16 protein-coding genes, 1 tRNA gene and 2 pseudogenes are annotated in these 20,422 nt (G+C 58.3%); 9 read left to right on the top strand and 10 right to left on the bottom strand.

Annotated features, from left to right (window positions below; all coding sequences use genetic code 11):
* Positions 1-20: 20 nt before the first annotated feature.
* The 3 genes and pseudogenes from IMCC21224_RS10360 to IMCC21224_RS10375 all read right to left on the bottom strand — a co-directional run bounded on the left by IMCC21224_RS10360 (position 21) and on the right by IMCC21224_RS10375 (position 3,518).
* A protein-coding gene (locus IMCC21224_RS10360) for an IS3 family transposase (protein ID WP_156178101.1) occupies positions 21-1,108 on the bottom strand; the annotation gives its coding sequence in 2 pieces (ribosomal slippage) (positions 21-847 and positions 847-1,108; 1,089 coding nt in all).
* 208 nt (positions 1,109-1,316) lie between these two features.
* Positions 1,317-2,486: an RsmB/NOP family class I SAM-dependent RNA methyltransferase gene (locus IMCC21224_RS10370; RefSeq protein WP_047995288.1), complete on the bottom strand. Its 1,170-nt coding sequence runs from the start codon at positions 2,484-2,486 to the stop codon at positions 1,317-1,319.
* A gap of 333 nt (positions 2,487-2,819) precedes the next feature.
* A pseudogene (locus IMCC21224_RS10375) lies at positions 2,820-3,518 on the bottom strand (IS5 family transposase).
* A gap of 431 nt (positions 3,519-3,949) precedes the next feature.
* On the opposite strand from IMCC21224_RS10375, the pseudogene IMCC21224_RS28495 reads away from it, so the two are divergent.
* Positions 3,950-4,156: pseudogene (locus IMCC21224_RS28495) on the top strand (helix-turn-helix domain-containing protein); the annotation flags it as partial.
* Positions 4,157-4,257: 101 nt separating this feature from the next.
* Positions 4,258-4,455, top strand: coding sequence for a hypothetical protein (locus IMCC21224_RS10385; protein WP_231582057.1), 198 nt, complete (start codon positions 4,258-4,260; stop codon positions 4,453-4,455).
* 183 nt (positions 4,456-4,638) lie between these two features.
* Here the strand turns inward: IMCC21224_RS10385 and IMCC21224_RS10390 are convergent.
* Positions 4,639-4,712, bottom strand: a tRNA-Gly gene (locus tag IMCC21224_RS10390).
* Between the two features lie 166 nt (positions 4,713-4,878).
* Positions 4,879-5,622: a UMP kinase gene (pyrH, locus tag IMCC21224_RS10395; protein WP_047995290.1), complete on the bottom strand. Its 744-nt coding sequence runs from the start codon at positions 5,620-5,622 to the stop codon at positions 4,879-4,881.
* A 145-nt stretch (positions 5,623-5,767) separates the two neighbouring features.
* Between pyrH and miaA the strand changes: the two genes are divergently transcribed.
* The 6 genes from miaA to IMCC21224_RS10425 all read left to right on the top strand — a co-directional run bounded on the left by miaA (position 5,768) and on the right by IMCC21224_RS10425 (position 13,970).
* A complete protein-coding gene (miaA, locus tag IMCC21224_RS10400) occupies positions 5,768-6,655 on the top strand; it encodes a tRNA (adenosine(37)-N6)-dimethylallyltransferase MiaA (protein ID WP_047995291.1) in 888 nt (295 codons plus the stop codon).
* A complete protein-coding gene (locus tag IMCC21224_RS10405; RefSeq protein ID WP_231582058.1) occupies positions 6,652-7,506 on the top strand; it encodes an AraC family transcriptional regulator in 855 nt (284 codons plus the stop codon). Before miaA ends, IMCC21224_RS10405 begins: the two co-directional genes overlap by 4 nt.
* Positions 7,507-7,770: 264 nt before the next feature.
* Entirely contained in the window at positions 7,771-9,441 is a 1,671-nt protein-coding gene (locus IMCC21224_RS10410) for an ABC transporter substrate-binding protein (protein WP_047995292.1), read from the top strand.
* 105 nt (positions 9,442-9,546) lie between these two features.
* Positions 9,547-10,593: an ABC transporter permease gene (locus IMCC21224_RS10415; RefSeq protein ID WP_047995293.1), complete on the top strand. Its 1,047-nt coding sequence runs from the start codon at positions 9,547-9,549 to the stop codon at positions 10,591-10,593.
* A 12-nt stretch (positions 10,594-10,605) separates the two neighbouring features.
* Positions 10,606-11,796 (top strand): ABC transporter permease, encoded by a 1,191-nt coding sequence (locus IMCC21224_RS10420; RefSeq protein ID WP_047995294.1) that lies wholly within the window; start codon positions 10,606-10,608, stop codon positions 11,794-11,796.
* 89 nt (positions 11,797-11,885) lie between these two features.
* Positions 11,886-13,970: an ABC transporter ATP-binding protein gene (locus tag IMCC21224_RS10425; protein WP_231582059.1), complete on the top strand. Its 2,085-nt coding sequence runs from the start codon at positions 11,886-11,888 to the stop codon at positions 13,968-13,970.
* A gap of 51 nt (positions 13,971-14,021) precedes the next feature.
* On the opposite strand, the gene IMCC21224_RS10430 is transcribed toward IMCC21224_RS10425, so the two are convergent.
* The 5 genes from IMCC21224_RS10430 to IMCC21224_RS10450 form a co-directional block, all read right to left on the bottom strand.
* Complete coding sequence (locus IMCC21224_RS10430; protein ID WP_047995296.1) at positions 14,022-14,723, bottom strand: ABC transporter ATP-binding protein; 702 nt, start codon at positions 14,721-14,723, stop codon at positions 14,022-14,024.
* Positions 14,716-15,495 (bottom strand): ABC transporter ATP-binding protein, encoded by a 780-nt coding sequence (locus tag IMCC21224_RS10435; RefSeq protein ID WP_047995297.1) that lies wholly within the window; start codon positions 15,493-15,495, stop codon positions 14,716-14,718. Before IMCC21224_RS10435 ends, IMCC21224_RS10430 begins: the two co-directional genes overlap by 8 nt.
* Positions 15,492-17,351, bottom strand: coding sequence for an ABC transporter permease (locus IMCC21224_RS10440; protein ID WP_047995298.1), 1,860 nt, complete (start codon positions 17,349-17,351; stop codon positions 15,492-15,494). The genes IMCC21224_RS10435 and IMCC21224_RS10440 overlap by 4 nt, the downstream gene beginning before the upstream one ends.
* Positions 17,352-17,457: 106 nt before the next feature.
* Complete coding sequence (locus tag IMCC21224_RS10445) at positions 17,458-18,666, bottom strand: ABC transporter substrate-binding protein (protein ID WP_047995299.1); 1,209 nt, start codon at positions 18,664-18,666, stop codon at positions 17,458-17,460.
* Positions 18,667-18,703: 37 nt separating this feature from the next.
* Complete coding sequence (locus tag IMCC21224_RS10450) at positions 18,704-19,771, bottom strand: aromatic ring-hydroxylating dioxygenase subunit alpha (protein ID WP_047995300.1); 1,068 nt, start codon at positions 19,769-19,771, stop codon at positions 18,704-18,706.
* Between the two features lie 203 nt (positions 19,772-19,974).
* On the opposite strand from IMCC21224_RS10450, the gene IMCC21224_RS10455 reads away from it, so the two are divergent.
* Complete coding sequence (locus IMCC21224_RS10455; protein WP_047995301.1) at positions 19,975-20,421, top strand: MarR family winged helix-turn-helix transcriptional regulator; 447 nt, start codon at positions 19,975-19,977, stop codon at positions 20,419-20,421.
* Position 20,422 lies beyond the last annotated feature (1 nt).

Consider the following 20,422-nt stretch of genomic DNA (forward strand, 5'->3'; position numbering starts at 1 on the left):
ATGGGGTGCAGCCGTAGAACTTACGCGGCCATTTTCAGTTTCTGTGCGGGTGTGATGCCGCCGATGCCCATGTTCGGGCGGTCGTTGTTGTAAGTCCAGAGCCATTGCGTGGCGAAGTCTTGGGCCTCCTCGATGTTTTCGATGATGTGTTGGTCCAGCCATTCATTCCTGACGGTGCGGTTGTAACGTTCGATGTAGGCGTTCTGCTGGGGCTGTCCTGGTTGGATGTGCTGGAGGGTAACACCTTGTTTCTCAGCCCATTCCAGCAGCTTGATGCTGATGTATTCAGGGCCATTATCGACCCGGATCGTGCCGGGCTTGCCACGCCATTCGATGATGCGATCGAGGCTCCGGATCACGCGTTCAGCAGGCAATGAAAAGTCGACCTCAATGCCAAGCCCTTCGCGGTTGAAGTCGTCCAGCACGTTCAGCAGTCGAAACTGACGACCGTCGCTCAGCCTGTCGGCCATAAAGTCCATCGACCAGGTCATGTTGGGGGCCTCGGGTACCGCCAGCGCGTCGGGTTTATCCCGCTTTAGCCGTTTGCGGGGCTTAATCCGCAGGTTCAGTTCCAGCGCGCAATAGATGCGATAGACCCGCTTATGGTTCCACGGATGACCTTTGACGTTGCGCAGGTGCAGATAGCAAAGTCCGAAGCCCCAAGTCTTCCTCGTATCCGTCAGCCCGACAAGCAAATCGGCAATCTGTTCGTTCTCATCGCTCAGAAGCGGGCTGTAGCGATAGCAGGTCTCGCTAACCCCAAAGGTGCGGCACGCCACGGCGACACTGACCCCGCGTCGCTCTACCGCCGTTGCGGCCATCTCTCGTCGCTGAGATGGCCCAGTCACTTTTTTCCAAGGGCTTCCTTCAGCAACTCGTTCTGCATGCTCAACTCTGCGAACATCTTCTTCAGGCGTCGGTTCTCGTCTTCAAGCGCCTTGGTCTGCGCGATCATTGAAGCATCCATCCCGCCATACTTCGCCCGCCATTTGTAAAAGGACGCTGTGCTCATACCATGTTCGCGGCAAAGCTCGGCCACCGGAACACCGCCTTCGGCCTGGCGCAGGATCGCAAGGATCTGCGGCTCACTGTATCTCGTCATCTTCATCTGAATCTCCTCATGCATCTTGCCGAGAAAATTCTACTTCCGCAGCCCCTTACTTTCGGGGGGGATTACCGGGGGATTACCAATAAATCACGCTCAAACCGCTCGTCACATGCCCAAACCACGGCTCAGCGCGACCAATAAGCTTGATCGCTGAGCAAAATGGCCGCAACCGTCAGCCGGTCTGCGTTCTACTCGGGAATGTCGGCTCTTAATTCCTGCAAAGGACAGCACAATAAAATCCATCACCACCCTCCAGGGGCGTAAAATGGTGGTCTGACAAAAGGGAGAAATCCTTATTGTGATCCAAAAATTTCTCTACTTGAAATTCGTTCTCCCGTTGGAATAGCGAGCATGTCGCATAGACAAGGTGGCCTTGAGGCCTAACTAGTGCGGAAACTTGGTCAAATATTTCTTGTTGTCGCTGAATGACTTGATCAAGCTTTTCTTGGTTCAATAACCACTTCCCTTGCGGATCACGGCGCCATGACCCGCTGCCGGAACAGGGAGCATCAACGAGAACAGTGTCGAATTGTGATCCGTGGACTAGACTTTCAATGGAAACCTGTTTGACAGACGTGCCAGCTCTTGAGGCTCTTGGCTGTAAATCTTTCATTCTACGTGCGTCTACATCATGGGCGTAGAAAACTCCAGAAACGCGTCCAGCCACGGCCAAGACCTTGCCTCCTGCCCCAGCGCAAAAATCAAGCAGCTTTTGTCCTGTTTGCAGTGGGACCAAGTCAGCAACCGCTTGGGATGATGCATCCTGCAGCTCGACCTCACCATTTAGGAATGACGTTGAGTTACGGATCTTCCGCGCCCCTTCCAAAACTTGAACAGCAGATGGCGACAACGGACTGATCTGCCCGATTATTCCTTCGGTAGCGAGTGAATCGATAGCATCACCCCGATTCAATTTCGAAAGATTTACGCGAAGATAGATGGGTGCCCTGATTCTCAAAGCCTGGGTAATCGCCGCAGCTTTGTCGCCATAGGATCGGACTAATTCGGGCCAAATCCAATCTGGAAAGTCAGCACTTTCGCTAGCAACAAAGCCCTCTATTATACCTGAAATACGTTCATCATCACTCAGCTTTGGTGGTGCATAACCATCTACTCCGAAGATGGTTTCTGGATCTTGCCCCGACGCCCGAACATAACCGAGTAAAAGCGCCCGCCCTGTCTGGCCTCCGCCGATCTCAGAAAAGCTCTGCATATTCCTAAGCACATCAAATAAAATATCCCCGATTGCGGCCCTATCCTTTGAACCAGCGTACCGATTGTTGCGCCCCCAGTTTGCTAGGGCCCTATCGGCTAGTTCTCCCGATTGGATATAATCGATTAAACCAATTGCGGCGTTAATCCGTGCTGCTGGTGTCATAGTTCTCTTCTCTCGGGCACTAAATATTTTGCGCTAAAATCGCTAGTGATGGCATTGCCGTTTCTACTAGAAATCTCGATGATTTTATTGAGTTTGATTACCTCATTTCGCAATCTGTCCCGCTCTATGATCCACGCTTGGGCTTCGGATGAGGCCTTCTGCAGTGCATCTTCATAGAATGCAATATTCTCACGGTTTTTTCCCTGTCCACGGTTTTTGGAGCGTCAGAAAACCACGCTGTTGAACCAAAAGCCAATCGTGCACAGACCTCTCTGAGATGACTGTGTTGCGTAAATCGGGTGGCGGCCAAACCTCCCCTTTCCCCAGACACACTTATCCCGCGGCCTCTGTGACGGGTATGCCGAGCGCGGTGAAGCCGTTCATGACGGCAACACGGACCTGAAGCTCGGCAACCTGACGTTCAGGGGCCCGTGCCATCAGCCGTTGGCCCAGCAGTTTCAAGCAGTGCATCTTCGTCTCGACGCGACTTCGGCGGTGGTAGCCACTCCATTTTGGCCAAAGCGCGCGGCCGAGATATTTCGATGCCCGGAGGGCCTCGTTACGCGCAACCGCTCCGGCCGTATCTGGGGTCCAGGGCTTGGCATTCTTGCGGGGCGGGATCACGGCATGGGCGCCCCGTTCGGCGATGGTATGGTGGCACTTGCGTGTATCGTATAGGCACCGTCTGCGGTAACGCTGCCGATCTCCTGATCGGGCGGGATCTGGTCCAGCAGTTCCGGCAGCATGGGCGCGTCCCCGATATCGCTTCTGGTGGACTCGACCGCTCGGATTTCCAGTGTTTTCTCATCTATCCCGAGGTGGACCTTGCGCCAGACGCGGCGCTTGGTGCCACCCACTGCCCGGCAGTCGAAACGCAGTTCCGATGAGAGGGATGCTTGCGGGCATTCCACTCCCCTTCGCCCTCCACCTTTATCCCGGTCAGTGGATCGTCAGCGAGCCCCGGCGCTTGAGCGCTTCGTTGTAGGCCCGCCAGTTCTTGATCTTGTAGGACGGGGGTGATGGTCTGCTCATGTCCCACAGCTATCACGCTGGATTCACCGGGAAAATCCCAAACCCGATTTGCCCAACAGAGTCATCTTGAGGTCATGATGAGGCGGGTTTCTTATGTGTTTGGTCCCATGGTTTGATGGTGCGATCCTTTCTGAGGAATGGAAGGAAGGCATATGGGACAAGTTCGTCACGGGAGCGCCACGTACTGTCCACCCGGCAGTGGTTTGCAAAGTAAACCATGAGAGGGCATGTACGCCGTCAGAGTTGCAACACAGCGATCCCACTGCCCGGCAGGGTTATGCGAAGCATGATCCGGAGACAGGCGCACTGCCTGGGAGTTCCTGCAGCACATACTCGAGGCCGTACCCTATCAGGTCCACACCCTTCTCACGGACAACGGCATTCAGTATCTGCAGCGTGACGAAGCCGGGCTGCAGGACCAATCTCCCAAGCCAAAACACGTCTGGAATCGCATCCCTGATGAGGTGCGGCGTAAAGTCGTCACACTGGCTTTGACGCAGACGGAGCTGTCGCCGGGGGAACTGGCGGTGACCTTCACAGACCACGAAAGCTACTTTGTATCAGAGGCTTCGGTCGATCGCGCGCTGAAGGCGCATGACCTGATCACCAGCCCGGCCTTCATTGCAATCAAGGCGGCCAGCGCGCCGCATAATCAAAGCAACCAGATGCGCCAGAATCTCTCTTAGTTTAGAGAGCTCTTGGACTCAAAAAAACTCTGACGACGGACAATTTTGAAGCCTTGCCCAAAGTTCCCATGGAAACCCTTTTCTACATCAGCAAAACGCTGAATGACTTGGCTGACAGCAACACGGCACACTATGCGCCGGAGACGGCGATGATAATCACCCAAGAACTGGTCGTAACCGGTGTCTTGAACGAAGGCAGGCATTTGAACGATGCCCTGTATTGGCTACCGATCGGGCGCTTGAGGGTTTGAAATCGATGGAGGCTGGCACCCAACGCACCAGCAACATTTCTGGCCAGTTCGGTTCAAAGAGCCACCAGTTTCGGGCTTAGGTTGGTACGAATTGGAAGCGCGTTATTGATGGCGGGGTTTTGGGCGGGTTGGGCGACCACCCTTTCGTAATTTAGCTTAATATTAATTACTTAACACATGATTTGGAGCGGGTAGCGGGAATCGAACCCGCACTTCAGGCTTGGGAAGCCGGCGCGCTACCACTACACCATACCCGCAACACGGCTTCACTACTCTGGCGATCAACCGCTGGCAAGCGTTATCTCTTGCCCCATCCAGGACCGCTCAATCTGCGCCTCACGACCGAGGAAACGTCGTAGAAACCGGAAATCATGGTGAGCGTGGGTGGCTATGCACCCAATCAGGTGTCGCGCTGCAACAAGCCTACCCATGCACCCGTGTATACGTGCCTTTGCCCGCCAGAATTCCGCGAAAACCGCCCGGTTCGTCCAGCGAAAAGACGATGATCGGCAGATTGTTGTCGCGCGCCAGCGCGATGGCACTCGCGTCCATGACTTTGAGGTGCTTGGCAAGGCAATCGTCATAGCTCACATTGTCATAGCGCACGGCGTCGTCGTGTTTCATCGGGTCCTTGTCATAGACGCCATCCACCTTGGTTCCCTTGAAGATCGCCTGACAGGCCATTTCATTGGCACGCAGGGTCGCGGCGGTGTCAGTGGTGAAATAGGGGTTGCCGGTGCCGGCGGCAAAAATGCAGACGCGCTTCTTCTCAAGATGGCGAACGGCGCGACGGCGAATATACGGCTCGCAAACCTGATCCATCGGAATGGCGCTGATCGTGCGGGTAAAGACCCCCAGCTCTTCCAGCGACGACTGCATCGCCAGCGCGTTCATCACTGTGGCCAGCATCCCCATGTAATCGGCGGTGGTGCGCTCCATTCCCTGGGCCGACCCCTGAAGCCCGCGAAAGATGTTGCCGCCGCCAATAACCATACAGATCTCGACACCCATATCGTGGACCGACTTGACCTCGCGTGCGATGCGCTCCACGGTTGGCGGATGCAGGCCAAAGCCCTGATCGCCCATCAGCGCCTCACCCGAGATTTTCAGCATCACACGTTTGTATGCACTCTTGTCGGTCACGATTTTGGGGGATGTGTCAGCCATGTTGCGCTCCGTCTCGCCTCGGTACAGGATCGTGGGCATATTTGGCGGAAAACCAGGGACGGGGCAATGCCAACCGGGCGCAGTTGCCCAAATGAACCTAACGTCGCCCGAAGGCTGCATGTTGCGCTGAACCAAAGGACCCCTGATGTATCCGACAGAGGCGCTTGACCCCGGTAGGCCGGTGTTGATCGCAGGCCCCACCGCCTGCGGCAAATCCGAACTGGCCCTGCGCATCGCCGAGACGCAGGGCGGTGTGATTGTCAACGCTGACGCGTTGCAGGTGTATGACAGCTGGCGCGTACTGTCCGCCCGTCCTTCTGTGGCCGACGAGGCGCGTGCGCCGCATGCGTTGTATGGTCATATCGGGGCGGATCAGGCCTATTCTGTTGGACACTGGTTGCGCGAAGTCGAGCCGATTATTGCGGGTCCGTTACGGCCGATCATCATTGGCGGCACCGGGCTATATCTGACCGCGCTGACTGAAGGTCTGGCGCCGATTCCGGCCACTCCGGCGGAAATCCGGGCCAAGGCGGACGCGCTGCTGCGCAGTCACGGGCTGGTGAATCTGCTGAGCGATCTGGACGCCGACACCCGCGCCCGGATTGACACAGCCAACCCGATGCGTGTCCAGCGCGCCTGGGAGGTGCAGCACGCCACCGGACGGTCGATCGCGCAATGGCAGGACGACACGCCACCGCCGCTTTTGCCGCTCGACCAGGCAACGTCGTTGTTGATCGACGCGCCAAAGGACTGGCTGACCCCGCGCATCGAGCAGCGGTTTTCCAGGATGATTCGTGACGGCGCGCTGGATGAGGCCCGTGCCAATCTGGCCGACTACGACCCCATGCGCCCCTCCGCCCGTGCTATCGGCGCCCCCGAGTTGATTGCTCATCTGCGCGGCGAGATCACTCTGGCCGAGGCGCAGGACCGGGCCACCATCGCCACACGGCAATTTGCCAAACGCCAGCGCACATGGTTTCGCGCGCGGATGAAAGCCTGGCACAGCCTGTCCCCCGAGGCCCTGAGGGCATGAGCACCCTGCCCGCCTTTCTGCGTGACCGAAGTGCGGGGATGGGTCGGCACGACACCCGTAAATTCCGCAGTATGACACTGGTACAGTTGGGTCTGGGCGCCCCGTGGAAACTGAGCACGTTGCACGATCGTCATGATGATCTGCTGATCTGGGTGACCAAAGGCCAGGGCCGCGTCATCATGAACGGGGTACGGCGTGGCATCGGCACCCATAACGCGGTGTTTCTGCCTGCGGGGACGCTGTGGTCCGTTGACCTTGGACCACAGAGCTTTGCGCAGGTGGTCACCAGTCCTCCGGGTCTGATCGCGCGACTGCCAAAGCAAGCGTTGCATCTGCGGATCCGCGACAGCCTGGCTCAGGCCGAAATCCTGGCCGAGATCGAGGCGATGCAACGCGAAATCACCCGAGACCGCCCATTGTTGCAGGACGCGCTTGAGGCGCATGTGCGGCTTATCGCGGTCTGGTTGCAACGCCAGATGGTGGCAGGAGCAATCGACCTGCCCAAGGACACTGCAGCACACCGTCTGGTGCGGCGTTTCGTGCTGGATCTGGTGCGCGACTTTCGAACCGACCGGGTGATGGCGGATTATGCTGCGGCGTTGGATGTTACTCCGACACATCTGACCCGCGTCTGCCGTGCGGCCTGTGGCAAGACGGCTTCCGAAATGCTGGTCGAACGGCGGCTCTACGAGGCGCGGCTGCTGCTCTCTGCCCCCGCGCCCGCAATCCGCGAAATTGCCAGTGATCTGGGCTTTCATTCGGCGGCTTATTTCACGCGCTTTATCCAGACCCACACCGGGCTGACCCCCAGCGCCTTGCGCAAACACAGCCTTGGGCAGCCGACCCGCTGAAGAATTTTGCGCCAGATACCGGCAGTGTCGGATCACCGTTTACAAATAATTGGGTTGCACAATGACAGGTGTCGCTTTTGAATGGGATTCATGTCGCTAACGTACCCCAGAATGCCGAATGCAGTCGTTGACGCCCCAGTCTTTCTGGTGCCGAATACCTAACAAGAGGGGCTGCGCCGGGTGAAAGACAACCAAAGGCAGTCGGCCAACGCCAAATCACATCGCAAGCCCCCAAACTATTTTATGTGTCACAGGGAGAACAAGATGACGCACACGAAACCCACCCGGCAGGTGCACCCCGCCGCCCGGATGTATGCAAACGAACTCAGGGCGGGTCAGATCGACCGGCGCGAATTCCTGACACGTGTCACCGCGTTGGGCGTCAGCGCGTCAGCGGCCTATGCGCTGGGTGGTCTTGGCTCTCCTGCTCAGGCAGCGGCACATGTACAGAGCGGCGGTACCATGCGGATTCAGCAGCAGGTGCGGGCGCTCAAGGATCCGCGGACCATGGATTGGACGCAAATTTCGAACTTTACCCGTGGGTGGCTCGAATACATGGTTGAATACAACCGTGACGGCAGCCTGCGCGGCATGTTGATCGAAAGCTGGGAAACCAACGACGACGCCACTGAATACGTCCTGCATGTCCGTCCCGGTGTCACCTGGAGCAATGGCGACGCCTTCAACGCTGATGATGTGATCCGGATGCTGGACTACTGGTGCGACAAGGATGTCGAGGGCAATTCGATGGCCGGGCGTATGGCCGTGATTGTCGACCCCAACACCAACAAGCTGCTCGAAGGTGCAGCCACCAAGGTGGACGATCTGACCGTCGCCCTCAAGCTGCCGGCGCCTGACATTTCGATTGTTGTTGGCATGGCAGACTATCCCGCCGCCGTGGTGCATTCCAGCTTTAACCCGGACACCATGCTGTCCGACCCGATCGGCACCGGGCCGTATTTTCCGGAATCGCTCGAGGTTGGCGTCAAAGGCGTGCTGGTCAAAAAACCCGATCACACCTGGTGGGGCACCGACGCCGAAGGGATCGGCGGGGCATATCTCGATAAGATCGAATTCATCGACTACGGCACCGACCCGTCGGCCTGGATTGCGGCGGTCGAATCCGAAGAAGTTGACATGCTCTATGAGAACGTCAACGAATTCATTGAGATCGGCGATGCTATCGGCTGGGAAAAATCCGAAGTTGTGACGGGTGCGACTGTTGCTCTGCGATTTAACCAGCAAACGCTGGTCGGAGATACGCCGCCCTATGCCGATCTGAAGGTACGTCAGGCGTTGATGCAGGCCGTCGACAATGCGGTCTGTCTGGAACTGGGCTATGCGGGGCTGGGTGTTCAGGCTGACAACTTCCACGTCGCGCCGGTCCATCCGGAATATGCCGATATCGGTCGGCCCAAATATGACCCCGATGGATCGGTCGCCCTGCTCGAAGAAGCCGGAATGGCGGATTTCGAACACGAGTTGATCACGCTTGATGACGGGTTCACCAAGAACACCGGTGATGCCGCTGCCGCGATGATGCGCGACGCGGGGATCAACGTGAAACGTACGGTGCTGCCGGGATCGACCTTTTGGAACGACTGGGCTAAATATCCGCTGTCGATTACCGAATGGAACCACCGCCCGCTGGGTGTGCAGGTGATTGCACTGGCCTACCGCACCGGCGAAGCCTGGAACGAAGCGGGCTATTCTAACCCCGAATTCGACGCCAAACTGAACGCGGCAATGTCGATTGCCGATGCCGATGCACGTCGCGAGGTGATGGTAGAGATCGAGACGATCCTGCAAAACGATGCCGTGGTTATTCAGCCTTACTGGCGCTCGCTTTATCGTCATTTCGCGCCGGGTGTCATCGGTGCCGAAATGCACCCAAGCTTTGAGATCCACGTCTACAAGCTGGGTTTCGCGGCCTAAACCCTGACCGGAGGGGTGCGTTGCACTCCTCCGGTTTCCCCGGCACGCCGGGCCACCGACCAGACCGGGGATCAACCCCGCGCGTTTCACTCCACGGGGGTATAAATGGGACTGTTCATATTGCGGCGGCTCTGGGTGATGATCCTGACCGCGCTCGCACTGACCTTTATCGTCTTTGCCCTGACCAACCTTTACCCCAATCTGGAAAAACTGGCCAAGAGCCAGGGCAATTTCCGCATGACCGATGAACAGGTCGCGACATGGCTGGGCAACCGCGGCTATTTGCAGCCGACATTGTCGAAATATGGCCAATGGCTGGGCGTAGTGCCCGGCTATGTAATCACCGGCACCGATGATGCAACCCGCGCGCGTTGCGCTGAACCCGGTCAGCCTGCAGATGAGGCGCGCAGCTATTGCGGTGTCCTGCAGGGCGACTGGGGCCTTTCGTCGGTGTTCAAGGATGATGTCAGCAGCATCGTCGCAACGCGGCTTGGTCTCACCGCCAAACTGATGTTCTGGGTCATGGTGTTGATGGTGCCGTCAGCCCTGCTTTTGGGGGTGCTGGCCGGCATGCGCGAAGGGTCGCGCACCGACCGGGTGCTGTCGACTGTGGCCATCACCACCACAGCCACGCCGGAATATGTGTCCGGCGTCATCCTGATCGCGGTCTTCAGCTCAACCGCCGTTGGTCTGAAATGGTTTAAAGGCACAGCCACCAGCGCCATGGATGATGCCAATTTCGGCAACTTCTTTCTGCCGGTGTTGACCATTGCGCTGTATGGCATGGGCTATATTGCCCGGATGACACGAGCGTCGATGGCCGAGGTGATGACCGCGCAATATATCCGCACCGCGCGGCTCAAGGGCGTGTCGTTTTCGAATATCGTCATGAAACATGCCCTGCGCAACGCGCTGATCGCGCCCTTCACGGTGATCATGCTGCAATTTCCCTGGCTGCTGAATGGCGTGGTGATCGTCGAGACATTGTTCAACTACAAGGGCTTTGGCTGGACGCTGGTACAGGCCGCCGGCAACAACGACATTGAATTGCTTCTGGGGGTTTCAGTCGTCTCGGTTGTCGTGGTGTTGGTGACGCAACTTATTTCCGACATCGGCTATGTCTACCTCAACCCACGCATCAGCGTATCCTAAGGAGGAACGGACATGGAACCCCTCAACTGGGCCGAGATTATCCTTCGCGTCGTGCTGCAACTCAGCCCGGTCTGGATCGCGCTGGTGCTGACCTTTGTCACCTCGATCATGTTCAAGCGGCGCCTTGGCCTGTATGGCAAGCTGTTCGATTCCCTGATCGGGATGATTGGGTTCGCCATGGTGATGTTCTGGGTCTTTACCGGCATCTTTGGCGCGCTCGACATGATTGTGACCCATGACCCCCTGGCACAGATCACCGCGATGAAGAACAAGGTGCCGGGCACACCGGTCAGCGGTGCCGATGACGCCTATCCCTATTTTCTGCTGGGGGGGGACAACCTGGCCCGTGACGTGTTCAGCCGGATGGTCACTGGCGCCTGGGTCGTGGTGCAGATCGCACCGCTGGCGACGCTGTTTGCGTTTATGGTGGGGATCACGCTGGGGCTGCCTGCCGGGTATTATGGCGGTAAGCTGGACACGCTGCTGTCGTTCCTGGCCAATCTGATCCTCGCGTTTCCGGTAATCCTGCTGTTCTATCTGCTGGTCACGCCCGAGATCATCGCCACCGGCATTCCCAACTATATGGCGACATTCCTGTTCGTATTTCCGCTAGTGTTCGCGGCAATCCTGCTGAATTCGCGCTATCATACCCGGCCAGGTGTGCGGACACCGCTGATGATTTCCGTATTGGGCGTGTTAGGCTGGCTTTACCTGTCTCTGATCTCGGAGGTGGGGTCTGCCGTGCAGGTGATCCCCGGATTTGTCGATCTGTTCGATGTGCCGGGCGGTATTTTGGTGGTGTTTGTGTCAGTGGTGTTTGTTAATTCGCCCACAGTGTTCCGCATCGTGCGCGGCCTGACCATGGACATCAAGACCCGCGATTATGTTGCCGCCGCCCAGACTCGTGGCGAAGGTCCGTGGTACATCATGCTGTGGGAAATCCTGCCAAACGCGCGTGGGCCGCTGATCGTCGATTTTTGCCTGCGTATCGGTTACACCACAATCCTGCTGGGCACTTTGGGGTTCTTTGGCCTGGGCCTGCCGCCCGAAAGCCCGGATTGGGGCAGCACCATCAATGAGGGGCGCAAGCTGCTGTCAATATATCTGCACCCGGCGCTGGTGCCAGCGCTGTCGCTGCTGTCGCTGGTTCTGGGACTGAATCTGCTGGCGGACGGGCTGCGCGAAGAATCGCTCAAGGATTGAGCACTGCGACTGTGGTGGACGTCTTTTTGCGTATTTGAAAAGAGAAGAAGCAGGGGCCGTCACACCCTGCCATGAGCCGGGAGAGAAAGATGAAAGACAGTTACGATGGACCGATCCTTGAGATCGAATTGCTTTCTATTTCCTTCTTCACCCGGTTGAGGGAGATCCCCGCCGTCATGGATTTCTCGGTCAAGGTAATGCCGGGTGAAGCCGTCGGGCTGGTTGGCGAATCTGGTTGCGGCAAGAGTACCGTAGCGCTGGGCGTGATGCAGGATCTAGGCAAAAACGGCCGTATCGTCGGCGGGTCGATCAAATTCAAAGGCCGCGACCTGAGCCAGATGACGCATGAGGAGTTGCGCCAGATCCGTGGGTCCGAGATTGCTATGATCTATCAGGAACCGATGGCCTCGCTCAACCCGGCGATGAAGATCGGGCAGCAGCTGATGGAAGTCCCGATGATCCATCAAGGCATGTCGCAGCAGGACGCCTTTGACCGCGCGTTGCAGGTTGTCACTGATGTCAAACTGCCCGATCCTCGGCGTATATTGGACGCCTACCCGCATCAGCTATCTGGTGGCCAGCAGCAGCGCATTGTCATTGCAATGGCGCTGATGTCGGAACCGGCGCTGCTGATCCTGGACGAACCGACAACTGCGCTTGACGTCACTGTCGAGGCGGCGATTGTCGAACTGGTCAAAGATCTGGGGCGCAAATACGGCACCTCGATGCTGTTCATTTCCCATAACCTTGGGCTGGTTCTGGAAACCTGCGACAGACTATGCGTGATGTATTCCGGTGAGGCGGTCGAACGCGGCAGTATCACCGATGTCTTTGATAACATGCGCCATCCCTACACGCAGGCGCTGTTCCGGTCGATCCCGCTGCCGGGTGCCCACAAGAATGCGCGCCCGCTGATTGCGATTCCGGGTAATTTCCCCTTGCCGCATGAGCGCCCCGAAGGCTGCAATTTTGGCCCCCGCTGTGACTACTTTGACAAGGGGCGCTGCGATGCCAAGCATATCTTTATGGTCCCGGTGCCCGAAAATGAGCTACATGAAACCCGCTGTCTGCGAGTGAAAGAGATCGACTGGAACGCGGCGCCGCAGCTTGCTGATATCAAACGAAAAGGTGAGATCGGCAAAGTGATCCTGAAGATGCAGGATCTTCGAAAGTATTATGAGGTCAGCGCCAATGCGCTGTTTGGCAAATCGGGTGCCACCAAGGTGGTCAAAGCCAATGAAACCCTGAGTTTCGAAGCCCACGAATCCGAGACTTTGGCTATTGTCGGGGAATCCGGGTGCGGCAAGAGCACCTTTGCCAAGGTGTTGATGGGGCTTGAGACCGCAACATCGGGTGAGATCCTGCTCGACAATCACAATATTGAGACGACGCCGATCGACAAGCGCGACACCAAGACCGTGGCCGATGTGCAGATGGTGTTTCAGAACCCGTTTGACACGCTAAACCCATCTATGAGCGTCGGGCGGCAAATCATTCGCGCGCTTGAGATTTTTGGCGTTGGCAATACAGAGTCCGAGCGCCGCGAGCGAATGCTGCAACTGCTTGACCTGGTCAAACTGCCGCGCGCATTTGCCGAACGGATGCCGCGTCAGTTGTCAGGCGGCCAGAAGCAGCGTGTCGGCATTGCCCGTGCCTTTGCGGGCGATGCGCGGATCGTGGTTGCGGACGAACCCGTGTCGGCGCTGGACGTTTCGGTGCAGGCCGCTGTGACAGATCTGTTGATGGAGATTCAGCGCGAGCACAAGACAACCCTGTTGTTCATTTCGCATGACCTGAGCATCGTGCGTTATCTCAGCGACCGGGTGATGGTGATGTATCTGGGCCATGTGGTCGAATTGGGCACAACCGATCAGGTTTTTTCGCCCCCCTATCACCCCTATACCGAGGCGCTGCTGTCCGCCGTGCCAATTGCCGACACGCGGGTCAAGAAAAAGCATATTGTGCTTGAGGGCGATATCCCGTCAGCCATGAACCCGCCACCGGGCTGCCCGTTCCAGACACGCTGCCGCTGGAAATCGCAGGTCGACGGCAATCTTTGTGAAACCGAGGTGCCGCCCGTGCGCATGGTCGCTGAGGGGCATCAGATCAAGTGCCACCTGTCAGACCTAAGATTCAGCGAGATGGAACCGGTGATTGAGATTGCAGCCGAGTAGAACGCTGGATTTCCCCGGCGAAACAATGTGCTGCTGGGGCCAGATGACGTTTCAGACCGACAAATAGGCGTCCCGCACTTCGGGCCGCGCATCGAGATCCGCAATAGTGCCGGCGAATTTCTGGGTGCCGTGTTCGATGATCACCGCCTCGTCCGCGACAGCTTTGGCAAAATGAAGGTTCTGTTCCGACAACAGCACTGTCAGCCCCTCGCTCTTGAGTTGCAGAATTGCGCGGGCCATCTGTTCGACGATCACCGGCGCGATCCCTTCGGACGGTTCGTCGAGCAAGACGAGGCTGGGATTGCCCATCAGCGTTCGGGCGATGGTCAGCATCTGCTGTTCGCCACCCGACAGTGCCTTGCCCCGGTTGGACCGCCGTTCGGCGAGGTTGGGAAAGAGATCGAACAACATATCCTCGGTCCAGAAGGTGGTGCCTTGGCGTCGCGGCTGGCGCCCGACTTCGAGGTTTTCCAGAACCGTGAGATCGGTAAAAATCCGTCGCTCTTCGGGTACATAGCCAAGGCCCAGCTTGGCCACCTTGTGCGGGGCCAGGCCGACCAGATCGACCCCTTCGAACCGGACGGAGCCACCGCGCGGGCGCACAAGCTGCATGATCGATTTCATCGTCGTGGTCTTGCCCGCGCCATTGCGCCCCAACAGCGCCACCACCTGCCCGCGCGCCATATCGAACGACAGATCGCTCAGAACATGCGCCTTGCCGTAAAAGGCGTTGATTCCCGAAAGTTCAAGCATCTGCCTGCGCCTCATCCTTGTTGAACAGCGTGCCGCCGCCCAGATATACCTCTTGGACCCGCGGATCGTTGCGGATTTCGGACACGCTGCCGTTGGCAATCAACTGCCCGCGGTTCAGCACCATGATCCGATGGGAATGGGCAAAGACCACATCCATGTCGTGTTCGGTAAACAGCACCGACACACCCCGATCGCGCACGATATCAGCTGTCAGCTGCATCAGTGCAATTCGTTCGGACGGGGCCATGCCCGCCGTCGGTTCGTCCATCAGCAACAGGGTAGGATCATGGCTCAGCGCGATCGCCAGCTCCAACCGTTTGAGATCGCCGTAGGCCAGCACGGCACAGTGACGCTCCGCCTGATCCGCCATGCCAACAAGGTCAAGAAAGCCTATTGCCTCGGCACGATACAAATCGCGCGCCCGCGCCCGCAGCGAAAACACCTTGCGATGGTGCGAGATTAGCGCCATCTGCACATTCTCGATCACGGTCATCGACTGGTAGGTGCCGGTGATCTGAAACGTTCGCCCGACGCCGCGCCGCCAGATATTGCGCGGGCGTTTGCCGGTGATGTCGGTGCCGTTCAGCACAACCGTCCCGGCGCTGGGTTTAAGCTGCCCCATGAGCATGTTGAAACAGGTGCTTTTGCCCGCGCCATTGGGACCGATCAGCGCCAGCAGTTCAGCCTTGCCCAGTTCAAAGGACACGCCATCCACAGCGGTGATCGCGTCAAAGCGTTTGGTCAGATCAGAGACCGCCAGAACCGGTGTCATCGTTCATCCTCCATTCGGGTCAGGCCCATGCGGTCAGTCAGTTTACGCAGGCTGCCGACAATGCCATCGGGTGCCAGGATCACCACGGCGATGATCATCAAGCCAAGCGCCAGTCGCCAGTATTCGAAACGCGTCAGGTAATCTTTGATCCCCTCAAGAAAGGCGCCGCCAACGATACCGCCTGACAGGGTTTTCACGCCACCCAGGAACACGACAATCAGCGCATCAAAGCTGCGGGCGATGTCCAGTTCGTTCGGGAAAATGCTGCCCTTGGAAAATACGAACAGTCCGCCGGCGACCCCCGCCATCGCACCGGCAAAGGCAAACGCGACCCATTGCACCCGCTTGGTGTCGATGCCGGTGGCTTCGGCCTGGCGGGTGCTGTCACGCGCGGCGCGCAGGGCGTAGCCGAACGGCGCATGCGCGGCCTGACGCAGCAGCAACATGCCGCCCACGGTGATCACGAGGGTCAGGTAGAAATAGACCGACGGTGAATTTGCCCAATCTGACGGCCAGATATCGACCAGCCCGTCATCGCCGCCGGTCACGTCGCCCCACTGGAATACCAGCGACCATAGCAATTGTGCGCAGGCCAACGTCAGCATGGCAAAATACACGCCTGTCAGGCGCAGGCAGACCCAGCCGATGATCACCGCTGACAGCCCTGCCCCCAACGGCGCGAGAACCAGCGCCAGCTCCATCGGGGTATCGGCATACGTCACCAGCAGTGCTGCAACATAGGCGCCACCGCCAAAGAAGGCGGCGTGGCCGAACGACACCAACCCGCCAAGCCCGAGTAGGAAATGCAGTGACGCGGCAAAGAGGCAGAATATCAGGATATCGGTGATCAGAACCGAGGCAAAGCTGGACCCGAACACTGGCACCAGCGCCAGCAAAGCCAACCCAGCCACCACCAGCATCCGCGCCCGCGGACCGGCCGGGCGGATCGGGCGTTCGGGTTCGCCGACCTGACCGTGTTCGCCGGCAATCTCTTCGCGGCCCAGCAGGCCGTAGGGCCGCACCATCAGCACAGCCACCATCACCACGAACATCAGCACCAGCGTCGATTGCGGCAGGTACGTCACGCCAAACACGTTCAGCACAGAAATCAGCACTGCCGCCAGATAGGCACCCGGCAGCGATCCCATGCCGCCAATCACCACGACAACAAAGACCGACGCGAGGATGTTGAAATCCATCAGCAGATCGGCACCACCTTTGGGCAGTTGCACCGCGCCACCCAGACCTGCCAGCGCACAGCCCAGGAAAAAGACCCCGGTGAACAACCACGCCTGATTGACGCCAAGCGCGCCGACCATCTCGCGGTCCTGCGTCGCGGCGCGGACCAGCACGCCAACGCGGGTGCGAGTGATCAGGTACCACAGGGCAAAGGCAACAAACGGCGTCATCGCGATCAGCGCAAGGTCATATTGCGGCACCGGTTCACCCATGATCCGCACGATGCCGCGCAACCCCGGCGCACGCGGGCCAAGCCGGTCCTCGGCGCCCCAGATCATCAGCACAAGATCCTGAATGACCAGAATGACGCCAAAGGTCGCAACCAGCTGGAATAACTCCGGTGCGCGGTAGACCGGACGCAGCACGCAAATTTCGACAATTACGCCGATCAGCCCGACGATGACGCCGGTCAACAGGATTGCGCCCCAAAAACCGACAGAACCGGGCAGAACATCCATCAGCGTGACACCGATGTAGGCCCCCAGCATGTAGAACGACCCATGCGCAAAGTTGACGACGCGGGTCACGCCAAAGATCAACGACAGGCCCGAAGCGACCATGAAAAGGGCGCTCGCGTTGGCAAGCCCGGTCAATATCTGTGCAAGGACAAGGCCCATGAATACATCCTGTAGGAAAGTTTGCGGATGTCACGCACCGGCACGATGTCGCGCAGCGTGACAGTGGCAGGTGTGGCCCCGGTGCGAACACCGGGGCACGGTCTGCTTAGTTGGACTGCGGGCGCATCGCGCGCACTTCGTCATCGCTCGGCAAATAGTCGGCACCGTCTTTGTAGGTCCAGTCGACCATGACACCGGCGCCATCCTTGATCGCGGTTTTGCCGACAAAGGCCCCCATCGTCGACTGGTGATCTAGCGCGCGATAGGTGATCGTTCCCATTGGCGTATCCACGTTGAGATCAGCAAAGGCGGCGCGGATTTCTTCGGTTTCGGTCGAGCCGGCCTTGGCGATGACAGTCGCAATGCTCTGCGCGGTCATGTAGCCAACGATCGATCCCAGACGCGGGTAATCGTCATACGCTGCCTTATAGGCATTGACGAAATCAAGGTTCGCGCCTTCGGGAAAATCGTACCAGGGGTAGCCGGTGACGATCCAGCCCTCAGGTGCCTCATCGCCCAGCGGATCAAGATACTCCGGCTCGCCCGACAGCAGACCCAACACGGTGCGGCCTTCAAATACGCCGCGCGTGCCACCCTCGCGCACCAGCTTGGCCAGATCGGTGCCAAAGGTGACGTTGTAGATCGCGTCGGGCTTGGCCCGCTCCAGCGCCTGAACCTCGGCGCCGGCGTCTATCTTGAACAGGGCCGGCCATTGCTCGGTCACAAATTCCACTTCGGGTTTGAGCGCGGTCAGCGTTTTCTTGAACGCCGCAACCGCATCTTTTCCATAGGCATAGTTGGGCGCGATGGTTGCGAATTTAACGGCGTCAGTCTTGGCGGCCTCTTCCGCCAGCATTGCGGCCTGCATGTAGGTCGAAGACCGCAGACGGAAGGTGTAGTCGTTGCCATTCTCCCAGACCACGGCATCGGCCAGCGGCTCGGACGCGAGATAGATGTATTTCTTTTCGGCGGCGAGCGACGCAATCGCAAGACCGACATTCGACAGAATCGACCCGGTCAGCATCACGGCGCCGTCGCGGGTCATCAGTTCTTCTGCGATCTTGATCGCTTCGCCGGGATCGCCCTGATCGTCGCGAAAGATGAATTCCAGCGGCTTGCCCAGCACACCGCCGGCGTCGTTGATCTGACCGACGGCCAGCTCGATCCCCTGCTTATAGGGCTCGGCAAAGGCGGCCATGCGTTTGTAATGGTTGATTTCGCCAATTTTGATCGTGTCCTGCGCCAGGGCAGGCAGACCGGCCACGGCCAGGGCTGCGCCTGACATCAGGCCATTCAGGAAAGTCTTGCGGTTCATCTTAATTCCTCTCTGTGGAGCTTTTGTTCTTATTGCATCATTCGTGTTGAATGAAGGTCGGCGCAACAGGTTCTCCGAGATCTTCGGTCGTTTCCGCTTCGACCAGATCGCGAATCCGTTTGCGGTAGACATTTGGGCCCTTGTCGATGGCGATGCGGATCGGCTTGCGTTTCTGTGGACGCTTTTCTTCGGCATGGCATGCTTCGAGGATCTCTTTGTCCTCGGCAAAGGCGATCTTGAACATCGCGTCCATCTGGCCAGAGGCTGCTTCGTCACCCACCGCCGTGTTGCGCAGATGCATCCAGTGGTCGATGGTATAATCCTCGGTTACCGGGGTGACAAAGTGCAGCGCAAAGATGCGCACCCCCTTGTTGCGGTCATCCTCGGGCAGGTTCAGCGCGGCATCGGCACTGCCAAAATCAATCACTGCCGTGCTGGGCAAATGCAGATAATAATAGTGCCAGCGATCAACGTTGCCGGAAAATCCGCCGAATTTCTGAAAGAACCCAATGGGGGGCGCATCGCGAATCCAGCGCCAGGCAACGATGGCTTTGCCTTGGGTGCTGACATGCACCGGGACGTTTTCACTGCTGGCGTTGCCCAGCGTGGTAGGATGGACAAAGCTCACGTGGGCGGGATCAACCAGGTTTTCAGCAACATTGAGATAGTTTGCCTCAATATGCAGCCCTTCACCCTGATGCGCGTGCCAGGCAGGGTCCGAGAATTCGGGCAAATCAAACACGGTATCGGTGTCAGCCAATGTTGGATCGCCCATCCAGATCCAGACGATTCCGTGCCTTTCATGCACGGCGTAGGCGTCGACATAGGCCGACGCAGGCAGGTTGTCCTGCCCCGGTACACGGGTGCATTTGCCCTGGCCGTTAAATGTCATGCCGTGATAGCCGCACTGGATCGTGTCGCCGATGCGCTTGCCTTTGGACAAAGGCAGTTGGCGGTGCGGGCAGCGATCCTCGAGCGCGACAACCTCGCCGGTCGATGTCCGGTACATCACCAGCGTCTGGCCGGTGATGGTCAGGGCCACCAGATCGTCGCCAAAGTCGCGGGACCAACCGGCGACGTACCAGGCGTTTCGGATGAATGGCATCTGCCTTCCTTTCGCTATCAGCGTCGCCTGCAACCCAAGGTATAGGCCGTTTGGCGCGGTGCCTCACTGGATCAATACGGCACCAAATTATTGTTCGTTGTCAAACAAAATTTTCGACGTCTGTTTTTCAGGTTTTCTGCGGTGGACGCTCCGGCGGTTCCGTGAAACTATCCCCGAGTCAAACGAAATCCGGACCCATTTGCATGACTGACACCGCATCAGACGGCCCCATCGAAACCGACACAGCACCCTATCGTCTGGACGAGCAGATCGGGTTTAAGTTGCGGCTGGCCAACCAGAAGCATCTTGAGATTTTTGCACGCCGGATGCCCGAGGTAACGCCGACACAATTCGCCGTATTGTCCAAGCTGCGCGACCTGGAATCCTTGTCTCAGAACCACTTGGGGCGCCTTGTTGGGATGGATGCCGCAACCACCAAGGGGGTTGTTGACCGGTTGCGTGTCAAAGGGTTGGTGATCAGCCGCCCGTCCAGTACGGACATGCGGCGGCTGGACATTTCGCTGACCGAGGCCGGGCTGGCCTTTGCAGGTCAGGCCATCAGCACAGCCCAAGAGATTTCTGCCGAAACCTCGACCAACCTGACGGCACGGGAATTGTCACGCCTGCTGTCCCTGCTGGACAAACTTTAGG

This window comes from Puniceibacterium sp. IMCC21224 (genome assembly GCF_001038505.1).
GTDB lineage: Bacteria > Pseudomonadota > Alphaproteobacteria > Rhodobacterales > Rhodobacteraceae > Puniceibacterium.